At 40.2% G+C, this 19,493-nt stretch carries 11 protein-coding genes; 7 read left to right on the top strand and 4 right to left on the bottom strand.

Annotated elements, in window-relative coordinates; genetic code table 11:
* Nucleotides 1-33: 33 nt before the first annotated feature.
* Nucleotides 34-615: an HD-GYP domain-containing protein gene (locus BAZO_RS22870; RefSeq protein WP_235786692.1), complete on the bottom strand. Its 582-nt coding sequence runs from the start codon at nt 613-615 to the stop codon at nt 34-36.
* A 672-nt stretch (nt 616-1,287) separates the two neighbouring features.
* Between BAZO_RS22870 and BAZO_RS21070 the strand changes: the two genes are divergently transcribed.
* Nucleotides 1,288-2,304, top strand: a complete 1,017-nt coding sequence (locus BAZO_RS21070) for a GGDEF domain-containing protein (protein ID WP_003329903.1) — start codon at nt 1,288-1,290, stop codon at nt 2,302-2,304.
* A gap of 349 nt (nt 2,305-2,653) precedes the next feature.
* Nucleotides 2,654-3,295 carry an FMN-dependent NADH-azoreductase gene (locus BAZO_RS03535; RefSeq protein ID WP_051015753.1) on the top strand — a complete coding sequence of 214 codons (642 nt, stop codon included), beginning with the start codon at nt 2,654-2,656 and terminating at the stop codon, nt 3,293-3,295.
* A gap of 106 nt (nt 3,296-3,401) precedes the next feature.
* On the opposite strand, the gene BAZO_RS03530 is transcribed toward BAZO_RS03535, so the two are convergent.
* The 3 genes from BAZO_RS03530 to secA2 form a co-directional block, all read right to left on the bottom strand.
* Entirely contained in the window at nt 3,402-5,189 is a 1,788-nt protein-coding gene (locus BAZO_RS03530; RefSeq protein ID WP_039956971.1) for a DUF4127 family protein, read from the bottom strand.
* Nucleotides 5,190-5,436: 247 nt separating this feature from the next.
* Nucleotides 5,437-6,363 (bottom strand): accessory Sec system S-layer assembly protein, encoded by a 927-nt coding sequence (locus BAZO_RS03525; RefSeq protein ID WP_003329900.1) that lies wholly within the window; start codon nt 6,361-6,363, stop codon nt 5,437-5,439.
* Between the two features lie 275 nt (nt 6,364-6,638).
* Complete coding sequence (gene secA2 / locus BAZO_RS03520; protein WP_003329899.1) at nt 6,639-9,053, bottom strand: accessory Sec system translocase SecA2; 2,415 nt, start codon at nt 9,051-9,053, stop codon at nt 6,639-6,641.
* A gap of 525 nt (nt 9,054-9,578) precedes the next feature.
* Between secA2 and BAZO_RS03510 the strand changes: the two genes are divergently transcribed.
* From BAZO_RS03510 to BAZO_RS03490, 5 genes are all read left to right on the top strand, one after another.
* Nucleotides 9,579-12,566, top strand: coding sequence for an S-layer homology domain-containing protein (locus BAZO_RS03510; RefSeq protein WP_003329896.1), 2,988 nt, complete (start codon nt 9,579-9,581; stop codon nt 12,564-12,566).
* A 279-nt stretch (nt 12,567-12,845) separates the two neighbouring features.
* Nucleotides 12,846-14,039 carry a sulfate adenylyltransferase gene (gene sat, locus BAZO_RS03505; protein ID WP_003329895.1) on the top strand — a complete coding sequence of 398 codons (1,194 nt, stop codon included), beginning with the start codon at nt 12,846-12,848 and terminating at the stop codon, nt 14,037-14,039.
* 167 nt (nt 14,040-14,206) lie between these two features.
* Nucleotides 14,207-14,809 carry an adenylyl-sulfate kinase gene (cysC, locus tag BAZO_RS03500; protein WP_003329894.1) on the top strand — a complete coding sequence of 201 codons (603 nt, stop codon included), beginning with the start codon at nt 14,207-14,209 and terminating at the stop codon, nt 14,807-14,809.
* Between the two features lie 514 nt (nt 14,810-15,323).
* Complete coding sequence (locus tag BAZO_RS03495) at nt 15,324-17,312, top strand: S41 family peptidase (RefSeq protein WP_003329892.1); 1,989 nt, start codon at nt 15,324-15,326, stop codon at nt 17,310-17,312.
* Nucleotides 17,313-17,478: 166 nt separating this feature from the next.
* The gene (locus BAZO_RS03490; protein ID WP_003329891.1) at nt 17,479-19,296 is read left to right on the top strand and encodes an S-layer homology domain-containing protein; all 1,818 of its coding nucleotides are present in this window, start codon (nt 17,479-17,481) and stop codon (nt 19,294-19,296) included.
* Nucleotides 19,297-19,493: the final 197 nt, after the last annotated feature.

The raw sequence follows: 19,493 nt of genomic DNA, 5'->3' as shown, positions 1-19,493 counted from the left end.
TGCTGTCAATAGGTAATGGCCCATATTATTTTTTTATGAAGATTGTAAACACAGTTCAAGTTCCTGTTGGTCAAACAAACTAAGAAATGCATCTACAACCTCAGGGTCGAACTGGCCCCCTTTATTTTTCCAAATTTCATGTAAGGTGTAGTCTAAATTAAGTTCATCTCTGTATACACGCTTCGTGGTCATGGCGTCAAATGTATCTGCAACAGCCACTATTCGAGCGTATAAAGGAATTTGATTTCCTTTTAACCCAGTTGGGTAACCTTTGCCATCAAATCTTTCATGATGATATAAAACAATATCTAAAATTCCGTTATTGTGGAAATTGCCAACATGTTTAATCATTTCGTATCCAATCATCGGATGGGATTGAATGATTTTATATTCTTCGTTGGTTAATCTTCCGTGTTTCTGTAAAATATGTTCCGGGATTCCGATTTTTCCGATATCATGCAACAATGCACCTTTGTGAATAATGTCGCAAGACTCTTTGGACAGATTCATTTTTTTCGCAATTTGAAGTGAATATTTTGCTACATTCTCGGAATGGCACATCGTATAAGTGTCTCTCGAATCCAAAGCATTGGCAAGTGCCGTTATCAGCTCCAAATCATCTCTTTTGACTTTTTGTACATACCTCATCAAACTAGCCGAAAGAAGTGTAATTAAAAGGTAGGTTAGCAAATGTATTAGAAAAACGCCTAAATTGGATTCGGGGTCAGGAATAAAAAAGTACCTACAAACTACAACGATTAAAGTTAGCAGGGTTAGAAGCCACAGAGGCTTGTTGTAAAAACCGAAACCTAGAAAAAGAACGGAAAAAATATATAGTATATATAATGGATTTTCCTGGAGTAAAAAGCTGTTCAAAATAACACTGAAAATCAAAAGGCCAAAAAAACCATTACGAGAGTATGCAGGGTTATTAAACAATCGAATTAATAAGGGGTGGTTCATAAGGGTTCATTAGCCCTCCTGTTTGGATATATTTTTGTAATATAGTTTTAATTTTATCACGGAATTAGGTGTAAAGACCCATATTCAGAAAACTGAGTTTAGTTTATTTTTGGTAAATTTTCCTGTTTTAGGAGCGGGACACAGGGTCGGGAACTCCGGCTTAATTACTTGAGAAATGTATAGTATAATATGCTATACTCCCCAATTGAAATTGGGATCTTTCAGCATAAGGGCTTTCACCTATTGATTTCGGGTCTGTATTTTTAAACATTCTAGATTGTAAGGGGAATTGGCAGGTGTAATAAGGTGGGGGAATGGTATAGTATGGATAATAAAGATAACAATAAATATGTAAGACTTAAACGAAGAATATATCTTGTCATATTCCCATTACTTTTTATTACAAATGCAACATATTGGTTATTTTCACCCTATGTTGATCGTTTTATGGGATCAGTTCTTCCTTTTTTATGCTTGTTTTTTGCGATAGTTTGGGTGCTCATCTATTATAATCGTTTGATGCGTACCTGTGAGATTATAAGTTTAGGTGTATTTGGCATTTATCATTTGTTTAGAGTGTATTCCTTGACTGGCCAACTTGAAGAAGGGATTATTAATGTCTATGTGTTATGGTCTCCTATTTACTTCGTTTATATCTTTATGGTTCTTGAGAGGAAAAAGGCACTTGGATATTCGCTCTTTATTATCTTAATCACAGTAGCAATGGGGATCATTCACTTCGATAATCCGAGAGCCAATGACACTCTTATTCAATTTTATATCAGCACCATTTTATATACCTTAATCCTATTTTATTTTCAAAGAATTGTTTCCGCTTATATAGAATCAGATATACTTAGAAAAAATGCATATTATGACTCTTTAACTGATATTGGAAATCGTAGGTCGGTGGATACATGGTTAGAAAATGAGATTAATCGCTGTCATGAGTGTAATAGTGTTTTTTCTATTATTTACTTTGATATTGATCATTTTAAGAAAATTAACGATGAATATGGTCACGATGTTGGAGACCACGTACTTAAGGAATTTTCCTCCTTAGTGAAAAGTTATATTCGGTCTAGCGACTTCTTTGGACGTTGGGGAGGAGAGGAGTTTATTATCTCAACAAACCAGTCCTTAGCTGAGGCAACACAGTTTGCAGAAAGACTTCGGGGAATTATCGAAAATCATTCTTTTCGTTATGTCGACCATGTAACTGCCAGTTTTGGAATTGCTTGCTTTCAGCCAACCGATGTTTCTAAGACCTTAATAAAGCGTGCCGATCAAGCACTATATAGTGCTAAGAACAACGGGAGAAATATGGTAAAAGCCTTTTGATTGCTCTCTTTATGATAAAGGAATTTTATTGTATAGGGCTGTCTAAAAAAGTTCATTGAAATATGACTTTTGAAGGCAGTTCTCTTTCTGTATATGGCCTTCTTTTCCAGTACTTCCAATTATATCGAAACCTAATATAGAGGAATTATTGTGAAAAACTGAATCTACTTATGGTAGGCTTCACTGCTATTAACACTAACACTAAAACAAGTTCTTTAAAACATGAAAATACCCACAATTATAATCCCACTAAAAAATCACCATGAGCTTATCATTTGAAACTACGAAAGATTTATATTAGTATATTTAAGTAACTAAAAAGTATAGAAACTTAAAACGAATTTAAACAATGGGGGAGAACATCTTGTCAAAAGTATTATTTATCATAGCAAACGATCGTCCAGCTGAGCAAGCAATCAGCTCTAAAATGTATGAAACATTCTTGAACACATACAAGGAAGCAAATCCAGCAGATAAAATTACTGAGTTGAACCTTTTCAATGCAGACCTACCCGATTACGGAAATACCGCTATCATGGGAGTATACAAACGTAACCAGGGACTCGAGTTGACTACCGAGGAGGCAAAAGCAGCTGACTTAGTTGAGCAATATTTGAACCAATTTTTATCAGTAGATAAAATCGTTTTAGCTTTCCCGTTATGGAATAGCATGGTTCCAGCACCACTTGTAAATTATATTTCTTACCTGGCTCAAGCAGGTAGAACTTTCAAATACACTGCCGAGGGACCAGTCGGTCTAGTCACTGATAAAAAAGTAGTTTTGCTTAATGCACGTGGTGGAGATTATTCTTCAGAAGCAATGGCCCCATTTGAAATGGCTATTAAATATGTCCAAACTAACCTTGGATTTTGGGGAATCACAGATATAGAAACAATCGTAATTGAGGGTCACAATCAATACCCTGACCGTGCTCAAGATATTATTGCAGACGGTTTAGAAGCAGTTGCGAAGACGGCTGGGAAGTTTTAAGTTTAAAATGAATATAAAATAAATGCAGAGGATCCTTCCCCTGCATTTTTGTATGGAATGGAATGGGACAGAGTTCCCAATGGGACAGAGTTCCCGACCCTCTGTCTCACTTCAAATTCACTCCAAAATCAAATTCAATCTCAAAAAGACGATTCCATGGCATGTCAATTTTTTGAATGGAAAAATTCTCGATTTCCGCAGTACTTCCTGTTTTTTTGCTTAATAATACTTTAGAGCCCTTGACCTTTGCATGAAGCAAATCAAATTCTTTATTAAATTGCTCATTTGTAAAAAATAAAACTGATTTCTTCATCGGTCCAATGTCCCAAGCATTGCCGCCAATATAACGGACATACCACTCGGTTTTAGGTGCCACTTTATTGCGGTAGATATGATCGGATGAAATTGAATTTAATAAAAATTCAATATGACCTTTGGCAGCACGTTCGTCGATGTCAGGCGTTTGTGGCCCTTTTTCTAAATATAAAAATCTTGAATTTGCATGACCAATGGCTGTTCCAATTGCATTTCCTGCCGTGTTAAAGGCACTGTACGATAATAAATTTGTTATGCCAATATCATTAATGACGGCATCCCCGTACGCTTGGTTAGCCTGATTTACTTTTTCAACATCTATAAAAACAACATGTTTCCCGTTTGCAATCTGACGTTTGATCTCAGCAACAGCTTGTGATACCTCATCGTTTATTGATACTGTTGCCTCATCATTTTTTTCAATGTTGGTAGATAAAAGATTCTGCATTGCGTCGTTGTTTTTTGCAAGAGTATTAGGTGTGTTCACATATACCTCAATGTTAGCCTGCTGAGAAGGGGAAGCAATGATTCCGCCTGCAGCAATCACGTGTTTGGCAATATTTGTTTGCAGCGTATAATGGTCAAAAGGTGAAATCCACTCCGTACCACTTACCCCTAGATAGTGGATTTTAAAACTAGTTTGATAGTTTTTAAGAGTAGAAAGAAAACGTGATACTAGAATAACATCAACTTCGTCTGCCCCATCAAATACGCTCACCTTGTGTTGGATGTTGGAAGAATTGATTTTTTGAATCAAATTCTCATGTTCCTCACGGTGGAGGCCGGTTTGGTTGGCATCATCTTGCCCCAGAACAAGGTAGTCGATGTAACCCTGCTTCGTCCAATCAATTAGTGTTGCATTTATGGTGTTATTTCGGGCACGAATCTGCTTATACTCATCAATTAAGTTGCTGCCAATTTTCGTTTCCAGCTGAATCAACTTGGTTGTCTGGCCGGTTTTATTTAAATTTTTTACCTCGTCATAAGTAATCGCCCAGTCGCGGATAAGATTGTATTTCTCAAGATTCCCATCCTTCAGAACCGTAGGCGCCAAACGTTGAATCGTATCATATACATACAGTGGCTTGGTTGGGTATTTTTCCTTCAGTGCTTTAATAATTTGAAGTTGCTGAAGGGCACCATCGGTCGTTTGCTTACTTGTCCGCGAATCAACTAGCCCGCCATCAGTAAGCATATCCGCAGAAATAATAAAGCCATCCACATTATCGCTATTTTCTAAAATCCAAGCTGAAAGCTGATCAAGCGTATCAGACGCAGTTTGATGATTAATCAGGCTTTGTGGTGGAAGAATAACCTCAACGCCACCGGCTTGCCCAACTTTCTTGGGATAATATGTATTTGCCGGACGATTGTCTAACGGGACCACGAGCAGGCGCGGTTGTGGTTTTGTTTCCGTTTGGTTTTGTGCCTGTGCATTGTCTTGTTTTTGTGCTTTTGCGTTATCTGAGGTTGCATTCGTCTCAGCATAACCAACCTGCGTTTGGAATTGCAAACCCAATAACACTATTAAATTAATTAATATAAAATTTACGAGACTAGCAATATGATTAATTTTCATTAAATCATCCTTATATCCTTCTTTACTTTTTGTAGTAATGTAAACCAGAGTCAACTTCGTACTGGATTGATGAAATCCAAGGCCGTACAGTCCGAACTTGTGCCGCCTTCGGACAGTGTTCGTGAAAATAAAGGCCATAGAGTCCGAACCCGGGCCGCCTTCAGACAGCATTGATGAAAACCAAGGCTATCGAGTCCGAACTATAGTGGGACGAGCCCCCACCCACCAGTTGGTGCCATTCCACACCCTACTCCTGTGGCGGATAAGCTCTCCACTGCGATAAATCAATCTCACTTGGATCCTTCGTCAATAGCGAAGTAGGGAAGACGAAATTCCACGGCTTGCTTGTGTTCGCCTTAATCTCAAGGTCCTCCAATACAAACCCGCCCTGCGCCACTACTTCACCGCTTGCATCCTCAACCACCAACGGCAGTTGCTGTAACTTAATATTTTGCTGCGAGCCATTCTGAATCAAAATCGAAACCTGCAATTTTCCATTATCCATAAATTTCGACTGGATGCCGACCAACTGAATTTCGCCTGGCTTTGGCGGAGTGATGGACCCAAGCATATTTCTCAGCTTCTCTTTGTCCTCATCGGCCAACGTCTTTTCCCAACTCTCCGCAAGATCTAATGTATGATCCTGGTTCTCACTCTGCAACTGGAAAGCCAGCCCCCAAATCTCCGTTTCAATGGCTGAAATCGGCTTATAAAGATCCTTCTGCTCAAACACAAACTGAAATGGACGGCTGCTGCGCGGCGGAATATGCCCCACCTTCGTCAAATCAAACTCCTTGCGCCCGTAAACCTCATTCTCTCCAATCAACAACAGGGTTGTCGTCCCAATCTCAATCGTTTGATTAATACTGCTGCGAACGAACGCCGAACAAACCACTTGCCGTTCATTCTTCACAATCTCAATCCCACTCAAGGAAATCTCATCAGCTTTTAGCGGACTTAACTCATTATTCAAAAAGCGAAAAACATACTCCTGCTCCTGCGGAATATTCCAGTCCGGGTGAATCGAAAGCTCCGTATAAACCTCTTCCTCCGGGTCGCCCTCTGACTCCACGCCTTCCAAATTCAATAAATCTTTCGCTGACACAGCATTCTCGCTACCCGTACTTTTTATATCCTCATCATTTGTTTTTTTTCTTTTAAAAAACGATAACATGGTAAAAATCCTCCCGTTTCAGTTTTTTCTAATTTAAAAGTGGCTATCCCATCTGTTTTTTCCCGAAGCCTCTAACATTCCTACATCGTGCAAAAAGGGCATTCGTCGTTCCGAAAACAAAAGTTTGCCACTCGTTCACCACACGAACGTTCCCAAAACCCAGTGCAAGCCAGCCACTCGGTTACGATCGCCAGTTGAACGTTCCCGAAACCCCGCACCCACTCTAAACCAATTTTCGAGCAAGCTAATAACTTTTTGTTACCATAAATTCAACCCTACTCAGCATCTAGCTCTTCCTCGCCTTTTCCATCCTGCTCAGCTGCTTCCTCTTCTGCAAGCTGTTCAAGTAATGGGGCTGCGATGCGAGCCAGCTGGACACTTGAATCATGGTCGATTAAAGAGAATGTGTGGTGGAAAACTTCAAGACCTTCATTTTGGTAAAGGCGAAGTGGGTCTTCTTGCTGGTAATGGCGCAACCCAATGCCTTCTTTAATCCGTGTCATGCTCTCTAAATGATTAACCCAATGTTTATCGATGACCGCTACAAGGACACGTCTTAAAACCTGTTGAAGATTCGTATTGTCCTTCAATTTTTCAAGATTTTCTAAATACGGTTCAATCGCTTGAGCGACTGCACCATGAACCTCATCTACTTCATTGACTTCTACTGGAAGCTGAATTTTTTGCCCAACAATCAGTTGATTTAATTCATTAACAAGTCGATCTAATGGCCATTCTTCAGGTTCAAGCTCTTTCGAACAATATTTGTCAACAAGGTAGTGGCTGTATCGTGGGATCATTTCCAAAATAAGTGATAGAACATCTTCATTAATAAGAGCATTGTCACGCAGGTTGTAGATAGCCTTACGTTGGTCGTTGACGATGTCATCCAGTTTTAAGTTGTATTCACGTATGGCGTAGTTACTACCTTCACAAATACGTTGGGTGCGTTCAACTAATTCATGAATATTTTTATTTAAAATAAGCCCTGTTTCGTCCGTTTGCAGCTTTTGCTGTAATTTTTCAATTTCCTCATGAGAAAAGCGACGGAATAATTCATCCTCAATCGAGATGAAAAATTGCGAAGACCCTGGGTCACCTTGACGTCCAGCACGACCGCGCAGCTGGTTATCAATGCGGCGGCTTTCATGTTTTTCCGTACCAAGAATGTGTAAGCCTCCAAGTTCTGCAACGCCTTCACCCAACAGGATATCAGTACCACGACCGGCCATATTTGTGGCAATCGTAATGTGGCCTTTTTGACCGGCTAGGGAAATAATACTCACCTCTTGCTCAACTGTTTTTGCATTTAGAATCTCACAAGGCAAGTTTTCTTTTTTTAGGTATTCTCCAATTTTTTCTGATTGGATAATGGATGTTGTCCCAACCAGGATCGGCTGTCCTTTTTCATGACGCTCTTTAATTTCATTTGCCATCGCTACATATTTGTCATGCTTAGTTGCGTATACACGCTCTAACATGTCAACACGTTGAATAGGTTTATTCGTTGGAATAGGAACAACTTCCATATTGTACGTGTTGCTGAATTCTTTTTCCTCCGTTTTCGCCGTACCTGTCATTCCCGAAAGGATTGGGTACATCCGAAAATAGTTTTGAATTGTAACAGAGGCTTGAGATTTATTTTCCTCCGTGATTTCAAGACCTTCTTTTGCCTCAATCGCCTGATGTAAGCCATCGCTAAGGGTACGACCTTCCATGATCCGGCCTGTGAACATATCAACAAGCATAACCTTACCGTCTTGAACAATATAATCAACGTCACGTTTGAACATAACATGTGCCCTGAGTGCTTGGATGGCATAGTGATATAATGTTTGATGTTCCAAATCATATAGATTATCAACACCAAAAGCACGTTCAACCTTATTAATACCTTCCTCAGTCAGGCTTGTTGCTTTTGTTTCATCATCAAAAGTGTAATCAACATCACGTTCAAACCGCTTTGCTAGACGTGCACAAATTTGATGAAGATTGGCCGCAGCCTCCATTTTTCCGGCGATAATCAGCGGCGTTTTTGCTTCGTCAATAAGAACGCTGTCAATTTCGTCAATAATCGCATAATGATACGGACGTTGAACGCGCTGGCTTACATCCTGCACCATATTGTCACGCAAAAAGTCAAATCCAAATTCAGTCCCAATACCGTAGGTAATATCCGCTTCGTAAGCCGCTTTCTTTTGCTCTGGCTCCATCATTGGAACATTCAGGCCAACTGTGAGCCCAAGGAACTCATGAATTTTTCCGATTAGATCACGGTCACGTTTCGCTAAGTAATCATTAACCGTAATAATATGTACACCTTTTCCTTCAAGAGCACGCAGGTAGGCAGGTAGCGAACCAACCAATGTTTTCCCTTCACCAGTAGCCATCTCGGCAATGTTGCCGCCAGTAAGAACAAGCCCGCCAATCAACTGAACATCAAAATGGCGCATCCCAAGAACACGCTTTGCCGCTTCCCGGACCACTGCAAACGCCTCAGCTTGAATGTCAAAAACCGTCTTCCCATTCGCAAGCTCTTCCTTAAATTGTGCAGTTTTCCCCTTAAGCTCCTCATCAGAAAGCTTCTCAATCTCGGGCTCTAAACTGTTGATTTCATCAACAATCTTATAATACCTTTTTAACTTACGTTGTTGATCATCACCGATGATTTTTTTGATTGCATTCAGCATGCCGTTCTCTCCTTTTACAATTAAAAGCGTCGTATGTATTCATTATGACAAAAACTGCCTGAATTTATGAATAAATTGGTTATGTAAAAACTTTGCGGATTTTCATTTTGTAAATTTTACAGTAAAAATCCTACCCTATAGTATAACAAAGAACAACAAGAAAAACATCTTTGTACCATTTAATGTCGATTCATGGTGCCTGTCCCCCTATCGCACCGGCCGTTGGGTCGGGAACTGACAGGGCCACAGGGTCGGGAACTCTGTCCCACATATGTTCCCCAACACCACAATAAGCCTCCAACATTCCATGTAATCCTTGCGCCATAATATGCAAGTATTGTAAGCTAAAGTTGGAAAACCCTACATTTTCTTGAAACTTATTCCTAGCATTTAACGACAATAATAATGAAAAAATAATCGAATTTAAACAGGGCTTCCACCTAAAATGCAAATTATCCAACAATAATACATCTAGAATCAACCACATCCAGACTAACCAAAAATAATTATTATGGAGGTTTACATATGAAGAAATCTCGTAAACTATTACCTAGTACGATTGCGGTTGCTGTCGTTGCGAGCGCAAGTGTGCCCACAATCACTCAGGCTGAAACCGTTCAATTTAAAGACGTTAGCACGAATGCTTATTATTATAATGATGTTCAATGGCTTGTGCAGGAGGGGATTATAACTGGGTATTCGGATGGGACTTATCAACCGAACAAATCGCTTAGTCGCGAAGAGGCTGCGGCGATGTTTGTTCGTGCCCTTAAGCTCGATAAGCCGACCAACAGCACTAGTATTCTAGAAAAATATAAAGATATTAACCAATCAAGCTGGAGTGCTGCTGACCTTGCTGCCTTTATAAATGAGGGAATTAACGATGATGATACATCCTATTTTTACCCATCAGCCCCGCTTACACGTGAGGTTATGGCGAGCTGGCTAGTGAATGCTTTTCAATTTAAGGAAAAAAATAGCACGAGTGTACCGTTCACGGACATTGACAAAATTGCAACTGAACATCTTTCCAATGTAAAAACCTTGTACCAAAACGAAATTGTTCAAGGTAATACAGATGGTTCATACGCTCCGAAAAGTGGGGTAACACGCGCCCAGTTTGCCATTTTTATGAAGCGTGCGATGACCAGTCCGAGCAGAACAGACGAGGTGGAAAAAACAACGCCGCTAAAGTTTGAAGAAGCAAAAGCCATTAACTTAAAGCAAGTCAAAATCACAGCAAACCACGCAGGCTATAATACACAGCAGGTTACAAATCAGGAACTTTATAAAATAGAAGATAGCAACGGCAACAAGATTAAAGTTGCTAACATTCAGCTGAACCAAAAAGAAATTACACTAACGCTTGAAAAAGCTCTAAAGGACGGAAGTGCAAAGCTTGTTGTTGACTCTGCCATCACTGGAGAAGTGGAGAACTTCCGCCTCAACTTTAGTGACAGAGAAAAGCCGACCGTCACAAGCATTAAGCCTACTGGCAAAAACTCTTATGTGATTTATTTTTCCGAGCCGTTAGATTTTGGGGTTGAAAATGGCAAGACCCTTACCAAAAAAGATATCGAAAAAACGCTTGAACTCAATGATTACAGATACTCTATTGAAAAGGCGACGGTCGAGGAATTTGGACAGGCCCTTCATATTGAGCTCGAATCCAATCTTCGTGAAGGTGAGTTTGAACTTGAGTTTTTGGATACAGACTGGCTCCATGATTATGCAGGCAACGAGCTAAGAACTTCAAGCTTTGATTTTACAATGAAGTATGAAAAGACGGCTCCGCAGCTTATTGAGGTCAAAAACGTACAGCCGAATCAGGCCACTCTTGTTTTTGATAGATATATAAAATTGCGTTACCGCGGCTACTTGTATCACACATCGAGTGCACATTACCCAAGCAAGGCAGTTGTCCAAAATGGGAATGAGCTTGTACTGACGTTCGATTCTAATCACATGATTACTAAATCAACCGATATTATTTTAGAAAATGGAGCAGTTGAAGACCTGTGGGGCAATCAAAATACGAAAGCAACAAAGGCCATCCAAGTTGCCGAAGACAAAACGCCTCCAACTATTGAAAGTGTGGAGTTTGTTGACAGCACCGTCGCTGACAGTAAAAATATCAAAATGAAGGTGACATTCTCTGAATCTGTGAAAAAGGATATTGCCGACGATATTGACAACTACAAGCTTAAGGACGGCAAGGGTACAACAATCAAAATAAAAGATATCAGATTTGAAAACAGTTCGACAAATGATAAAATCGCAACATTTACAATTGATCGATATTACGGGGAACTTCCGAAGCAACAGTTCACACTTCAGGCTGATAAAATAAAAGACTTAGTTGGCAACGTGTCCGATGAGTTTGAGTACAGCTTTACAACAAGCAGCGAAAAGCCGCCAGGCGATTTTACCGCAAAAATGATTACGAATGATGATGAAGAATCTGTGCGAATAATCATAGATTACGGAAAGAAAATGTCCACATCCGGCAGCTATTCTATTAATCAATTGGATCTTTATGAGCTAAAAGTAAACAAAACAATAGCTTTATTAGATGATTTGCATAGGATAGATGGTTTTAACGTAACATTTAAGGCCTTTGATAATGGAAAAAAAGCAGAAATTTTGATTGAAAAAACTGGCAAGCTTGCAGGAGTTTGGGATGACTTTTTCTGGGACCTAGTGGAGGCCGTTGACGATGATGATTTGGATGATGTTGAGCTCGTTGTAGGCCGTCTTGCTGATGAGGATGACAATCGCACTCAAAGCATCGTTAACAAAATTAAGCTTAGTGTTCAGGGGGAATTCAGCACGAATCAGGTGACCGCAAAAGCTATCGATGACAAAATAATTAAGCTAACATTTGATGAAGAACTAACCAATTTTGATGATGACGACTTTATCGTTTTCTGGGATCGAGATAGTGATGGCAAGTTCGACTCGAACGAGAAATTGGATTCCAAGATGTCAATGAATACGGTTGGCGGAAAATCCGTGATTACCATTAAACTTGATGATAAATTAGATGCTGACGGAAGATATGACAAAAAATACGTGTATGTGGTAACGGACAGCAACGTTAAAACGAAAACGCGCTACGGTCAAACGATCAAGATCAATAACCTTCGAGTTCAAGACGGCATTGCACCAAAAATTGATACGTATCGTGGAACAGAGCTCGTTTATGTTCAACCGGTGACAAACGACTCATCAAGAGCAATCGTCAGTCTCGAATTTACCGACGATATCGATAAAAACACATTAACAAGGCTGTCATTTGTAATTGGCGACGGCAAAGATTATGAAGTAGAGTCAGCTGTTGTCGAAAACAATGACAAAATTTCTTTAGTTGTAAAATTAAACGGAAACCGTGCTCGAGACCTAGTTGGCGAATACGTCAAACAAAAAGCAGCGATCTCTGATGATAACGACAATATCATCAATAACATCAACGTCCGTATTAATGAAGAAAAAAGCAGCAGGTCAAAACCGTAAAATGTGGGACACAGGGTCGGGAACTCCGTCTCAACTCCGTCTCAAAAACAAAAGGGTCAAGTTCTTTGGTGAACTTGACCCTTTATCATTTTCTGGGTCGCGGGGTCGGGAACTCTGTCCCAAACTCTGTCCCATAAAATTTTTTTAGCTGACTCCCAGGATTTTTATCGGTTGACAACTTCCCTTTTGGCCTACCTTTCATAGGTTATTAGTATCTTTGGTGTTGAATTTGTTATTTATGGGTTTTAAAGGCGAAAAAATCAGAGCTGGAGGTTTAAGATGATTACTCAGTCTACATCCAACAAATGGACGATATCACCTCATGGTGGTGAATTGATCAACAGAGTAGTGACTGGTGAACATAGGAAGGAGCTTTTGGCGAGGGCTGTGAAAATGCCTTCCTTAACCATTTCGGATTGGAGCATCTCCGATCTTGAATTAATTGCGATTGGGGGATTCAGCCCGTTAAACGGGTTCCTTGGAAAGCGGGATTATGAAAGTGTTTTGGAAAAAATGAGGCTGGCGAACGGACTCGTTTGGAGTATTCCGATTACACTGCCGGTTTCAGAAAAGGAGGCTATGCGTTTTGACGTTGGGGCAAATATTGCTCTAAAAGGAAACGACGGTGTGGTTTACGGTGTTTTACAGCTGAAGGAAAAGTTTTTGTACGATAAGGAACTTGAGGCATCGTATGTATATGGAACAACGGATGATGCTCATCCTGGTGTGAATAAGATTTTTGAAAAAGGCGATGTTTATTTGGCAGGTCCAATCGTTTTATTAAATCGACCAACCCATGAGCCTTTTGAAAAATTTTATATGGACCCAGCGGAAACAAGGCGGCTATTCCGTGAATTAGGCTGGAAGACGGTCGTGGGCTTTCAAACGAGAAATCCGGTACATCGCGCCCACGAATATATTCAAAAAAGTGCCTTGGAGATCGTCGATGGCTTGCTTCTGAATCCGCTTGTAGGTGAAACGAAAAGTGATGATATTTCCGCTGAGATCCGGATGGAAAGCTATCAAGTTATTTTAGAAAAATATTATCCGAAAGATCGTACATGTATGGTCATTTATCCGGCAGCCATGCGTTATGCAGGTCCACGGGAAGCAATTTTGCATGCTTTAGTTCGGAAAAATTATGGATGCACGCATTTCATAGTGGGCCGGGACCATGCTGGGGTAGGCGACTATTATGGAACCTATGACGCCCAGCGCATTTTTGATCAATTTACAAAAGCGGAGATTGGCATTGAAATTCTAAAATTCGAACATAGTTTTTTCTGTAAAAAATGTGGCAACATGGGCACAACGAAAACGTGCCCGCACGGGAAAGAAGACCATGTGCACCTTAGTGGCACTAGGGTCAGAGAAATGCTGCGAAACGGAGAAAAGCCACCAGCAGAATTTTCCCGTCCAGAAGTTGCCGAAGTGTTGATACGGGGGATGCAGGGAGAAACGGAACAACAGTGAGAGACGGGGGTGCTGCGAGGTAGGGTGTGTGGGCCACGAGGGTGTGGGCTGGGCCATGGGGTCAGATGCCTGTCCCCATGTTGCAGTCGGCATGGCAGTAGTGCTATCGGCGGTGCCTGTCCCCGTTGCTTCGCGCGTCCCAAATGAAAATGAAAGGATGACGGTGTGTGAAATCCAAGAATATTGTTTGGCACAAAGCACAAATTACGAAACGTGATCGCCGCCGCTTAAATGGACATAAAAGTGCTATCCTTTGGTTTACTGGGTTTTCTGGCGCAGGGAAATCGTCGTTATCAGTAGCTGTTGAGAAGGAATTACACAAACGCGGAATTCGGACCTACGTTTTGGATGGTGACAATGTGCGCCATGGTTTGAATAACAATTTAGGCTTCTCTCCAGAGGACCGGACGGAAAACATTCGCCGCATTGGTGAGGTGTCGAAGTTGTTTGTTGATGCTGGTGTGATGACGTTGACGGCCTTTATTTCACCGTATCGTGAAGACCGTAACATGGTCCGTGAGATGGTTGATGACGGGGAGTTTCTCGAAATTTATGTAAAATGCTCCCTGGAAGAATGCGAGAAGCGGGATCCAAAGGGGCTTTATAAAAAGGCTAGAAATGGTGAAATCAAAGGTTTTACAGGAATCGATGCCCCTTATGAAGCACCGGCGGATCCTGAACTAGTGGTGGAAACAGACAAAGAAACGCTAAGGGAATCTGTAGCAGCGGTTTTGAATTTTCTGCAAGAAAAAGGATATATTCAAGAGTAGGTTGGCAGTTATTCTCATCAAACGAGGTCAAAGAGCAATTTGGTGAGGATAAAAACAAGATATCTACTATCAAATGAGTACGCAGTGCAATTTGATGAGGATAAAACCAAGTAATCTACCATCAAACGAGTTCGGAGGCCGAATTGGTGAGGATAAAAGCAAGTTATGTATCATCAAACGCGTTCAAGGCCCCATTTGGTGAGGATAAAATCTGGTTATCTATCATCAACCGAGCACAGAATTCGGTTTGGTGCTGATAAAATCAGGATTATCCAGATAACGGTAATTACTTTTAAAAAGTATTCGGAGAAAGATGGCACCCAACCACAATTTGCTGCCATCTTTCTTTTATTTTAAAAATAAAAATCGGCTCTTTATTAACCAACAATCCACCAAAAAGATCCGCCAAAATAATACGCAAATTTAGGAATGTTTTTACAGAGTTTGAAAGGGTTTAGTGGTAATATAATAGAACAGTAATAGATAATGTCATAATTTGAGAGGAAGTACTTTTATGCAAGGTTTGTTTTTTTTAAAAAAGAAGAGATTATGGGCTTCATTATTATTTTCTATTATATTGGCCTGCCAATCCGTGGTTTTTGCGGATGATATTGATGAAATTCGTGAGATTATCAAAGACGGGTATTATGTGCCGGTTAGTCAGGAGATTTTGGACAAGCCGACGATTGATGAAATTCTTGAGGAGCTTGATCCGTATACGGAGTTTTTTACGAAGCAAGAGTTTGATGAATTTATAAAATCCATTGATATGAATTATGTGGGTATCGGGATTATCGGCGAGCAACATGACCAAGGGGTTAAGGTTGTGTATCTGTTTGAAACAGGTGCTGCGATTAAGACCGCGCTGCAATTGGATGATATTATTATTGAAGTAAATGGGACGGGTTTGACTGGAAAAACGATTGATGAAGCGCAGGAATACTTGCTTGGGAGCCCGGGTACGACGGCTCATTTGAAGGTTTTTCGTCCTGCAACGAATGAAACGATAGCGATTGACGTTAATCGGGCTTTGACCGAAATTGCTCCGACGGTGGAGTCCGCTTGGTTGGGTGGCGATATTGGATATTTGCGTTTAAATAGTTTTAATGAAGATTCTGTTTCGGAGCTGCAAAAGGCTATGAAAAATGTGGGCCAGGTTGATGGCTGGATTGTTGACATCCGTGATAATGGCGGCGGTTATTTGGATGCGGCTCAGGATGTGGCGGGTTTATTTCCTGGCGTTGAGGTCGCTTTGATCGTAGAGGGTCAGGAACATGATGCCAATTCTTTTACGAGCAATAAACAAAATCCGCAGCTGACTGGTCCAATTTTTTTACTGATTAATGCTGACAGTGCCAGTGCGTCTGAAATTTTGGCTGGGGCTGTTCAAGATCAAAAAGCTGCACGGCTTTACGGCCAGACCACTTTCGGCAAAGGTGTGGCACAAACCGTGTTTGAGCTGTCTAGTGGGAATTTTTTCAAAATGACAGTTGCCCAGTTTTATACGCCCGATGGATATGTAATTGATGGAACTGGAATTAAACCGGATGTGGAAACGGAAATTGGCGAGGAGCTGAAGGTTGCTCACCGGGATATGCTGCTTTTAGATGAGGAAACGGCAACGTTATCAGGCCAGAAATTTGGTGGAGCTGTGCCGGTTAATGTGGAAATCGCAGTCCATTTGAATGGAGTTTTTTCAGCAGATACATTGAAGGAAAAAGTTTCTTTAATTGAGTTAGGTGGAAAAAATGTTGAAATCAATGTAGAACCGACCTCATTGGAAGGATTTAAAATAACACCTGCAAAACTTTTAAAACCGGAATCTAGTTATCTTTTAAAAATTGATTCAGGCATAAAAGATTATGTTCTATCATTCAAGACGTCTGATAAAATAGAGAAAAAGGAACCAACTCAGGTAAAATTTTTAGATGTAAAAGCAACGGACTTTTTCGCGAATTCCGCAATAGTTTTATATAATGAAGGGCTTTTAAAAGGAATTGGGGAAAGAAAGTTTGGACCCGAAATCCAGCTTACTCGGGAGCAGGCAGCTGTATTTTTTGCTAGGATACTAGGATTAGATACAGAGGGCGTTGTGAATCCAGGTTTTTCGGATGTAAAAGCTAGCGAGTATTATTATTCGTCAGTAGCGGCTGTTAAAAAGGCTGGAATTATGAACGGAAAATCGCAGAATCACTTTGGAACAGGTGATGTGTTAACTAGAGGCGAAATGGCGGCTTTACTAGTTCGGGCGTTTCAATTGCAGGCTAAAGGTGCTGCTGCTGAATTAGGGGTTGGAGCCGCAACCCCATTTAACGATGTTGCGAAATCATCATTCGCTAATGATATTTTAAAACTCTATCAATCTGGCTTAGCAGGCGGCACAACCAAAACAACATATTCTCCAGAAAAAGCTGTCACAAGAGGGGAATTTGTTACTTTTCTATATCGTGCATTGGTGAGTCAAGGAAATAGTGAAGATTTTGCGGTGGTATCAGTAGAGTAGAAGCAAGTCCGGAGTAGAATGGGTGTGGCCTGGTCGCATGAAATCTTTGCGGTGCCAGGTCAACCATTCATCTGGTATACATATGAATTTTTACTTTAAGTGCTTGAAAAAAATCTGAGTGCCAATACGCCAAGGTGAAATTGATTTAATAGAGGAGGCGGCATCCATGAAAAACAAAAAATTAATAACGGCATTAACAGCAATTATGCTTACAACGACAAGTGTCCAGGCCATATCGGTTTCAGCGAATGACGATATCACCGGACATTATTTTGAAAGAGAAATGCGTTCTCTTGAATCCTTGCAAATTATGAATGGTGATGGGAAGGGGAATTTTTTTCCTAACCAACTTGTTACTAGAGCGCAATTTGCAGCCTTTTTAAACAGATCTTTAAAACTACCAACTGCAAGTACTAAAACTTTTACTGATACCATGAACCATCCATTGAAAGCGGAAGTTCATAATGCCGCGGCTGCAGGCTACATTAATGGTGTTGGTGATGGGAAGTTTTTGCCTAACCGAACTTTAACACGTGAAGAAATCGCGCTGATGGTTAGTCGAGTTTTAACATCAAATGGTTTGAATGAAAGTCCTGCACAAACTTCTAGTTTTAAAGATGCTAAAGATATAAAATACGCAGAAGCAATTCAACCTATTTTTGCATATGAAATCATGGGTGGTTATGACGACAACACCTTCCGTCCTAAAGAGGGGGTTACCCGCGCACAGACCGCTGCTGTAATCTATAAGATGTATAATCTTCTTGAAAAACAAGAGCAAGAAAAGCAAAAAGCAGAGCTAGAAAAACAGAAGCAGGAAGCTGAAAAAGAAAAACAAGAAGAACAATCAAAAGAACAAGCGGGAAATAAAGTTGGAGCTGATAAGGAAAAAATAGATACAAGCAAAGACAATATTGTTATTGCAACAAAGCTTTTGAACGTTTATGAAGATGGAATGAAGCGGGTCCGTACATATGTTAACGTCGGCACTGAAATGAAATTCCTTGAATTGATTGGCAACAAGGTGGAAGTGGAATTAGCAGGCGTAGTCGGCTATGTAAATAAAGCCGATGTAAAAATTGTTCCCGAGGACGAAGTAGAAAGTAGAACCTATTATAAAGTTTCATCGGGTTACCTACGTCATTACATTACGGAAAATGGTGCACTAGGAAGCTATATTTTTGGACCAGCCCCTAAATTTTTGAAAGAAGGGGAAAAAGACTATAGCTTTGACGGTAAAACTTTTACGGAAGGCACATACCTTCAATATTTTAACTATCTACCATTGCTTTCTGAAACAAACTATTCTGCTGAGGACCTTGATGATTATGTACGATCCCAAAAACCAACTTCACCGCTTATCGGTTTGGGAAAAGTTTTTAAACAGGCTGAAGAAGAAACAGGTGTCAATGCGTTATACTTGCTGGCCCATGCGATTCATGAAAGTGCTTGGGGCACAAGTAAAATAGCAACGGATAAATTTAATTTATATGGCATTAAGGCAATCGATGCAGATGCCTATAATAATGCAATGCAATTTAATAGTTTTGAAGAATGTATTTTATATGCAGCAAAATATGTAAAGCAAAATTACTTAACACCTGGAGAACGCAGTTTCTACAACGGCTCATTCCTAGGACATAAAGGTGTCGGCGTCAATTTATTTTATGCATCAGACCCATACTGGGGCCAAAAAGTTGCCGGCCGCATGTATGTCATTGATGAGTATTTAGGAAAAGATGATTGGAATAGTTACAAAATCGCACTTAGCAAGGTGCCATCATTAAACGTAAGAAGCGGCCCAAGCACAAGCGACAAACTACTATATGAACATCGATATGCCGGTGTTGGAATGATAGTGCTCGAAGAGATAAAAAGAAACGACGGTACATGGTATAAAATTAAATCAGACCACCCTGACTACGAAGAAGGTTACATTTACGCAAGCGGGGAAAGAGGCAATTTAGCAGAGATCATTAATTAATATTAATGGTCTTTTTTTATAACAATAAATTAAAATAATATTATAAAGAGTCAAATAATTATGTTTACATTTCGACAAAATCCAACTATACTAGTAAATAAAAATAAACCATTTTTATTTTACATCATTCCACAACCTCAAAATCCTTTCATTATTTTTACCGCTTATTTTTCTTAATTTATCATATCAATTCCTAT

Origin of the sequence: Schinkia azotoformans LMG 9581, from assembly GCF_000307855.1 — a bacterium.
Classification (GTDB): domain Bacteria; phylum Bacillota; class Bacilli; order Bacillales; family Bacillaceae_J; genus Schinkia; species Schinkia azotoformans.
The sequence above is the reverse complement of the archived record's forward strand: the minus strand, read 5'-3'. Positions and strand labels throughout refer to the sequence as shown.

Bases quoted from the DNA above. Each gene is read 5' to 3' on its own strand.
- secA2 (WP_003329899.1), bottom strand. From the start codon at position 9,053: ATGCTGAATGCAATCAAAAAAATCATCGGTGATGATCAACAACGTAAG.
- BAZO_RS03525 (WP_003329900.1), bottom strand. From the start codon at position 6,363: ATGTTATCGTTTTTTAAAAGAAAAAAAACAAATGATGAGGATATAAAA.
- BAZO_RS03510 (WP_003329896.1), top strand. From the start codon at position 9,579: ATGAAGAAATCTCGTAAACTATTACCTAGTACGATTGCGGTTGCTGTC.
- BAZO_RS03535 (WP_051015753.1), top strand. From the start codon at position 2,654: ATGGGGGAGAACATCTTGTCAAAAGTATTATTTATCATAGCAAACGAT.
- BAZO_RS21070 (WP_003329903.1), top strand. From the start codon at position 1,288: ATGGATAATAAAGATAACAATAAATATGTAAGACTTAAACGAAGAATA.
- BAZO_RS03530 (WP_039956971.1), bottom strand. From the start codon at position 5,189: ATGAAAATTAATCATATTGCTAGTCTCGTAAATTTTATATTAATTAAT.
- BAZO_RS03490 (WP_003329891.1), top strand. From the start codon at position 17,479: ATGAAAAACAAAAAATTAATAACGGCATTAACAGCAATTATGCTTACA.
- sat (WP_003329895.1), top strand. From the start codon at position 12,846: ATGATTACTCAGTCTACATCCAACAAATGGACGATATCACCTCATGGT.
- BAZO_RS03495 (WP_003329892.1), top strand. From the start codon at position 15,324: ATGCAAGGTTTGTTTTTTTTAAAAAAGAAGAGATTATGGGCTTCATTA.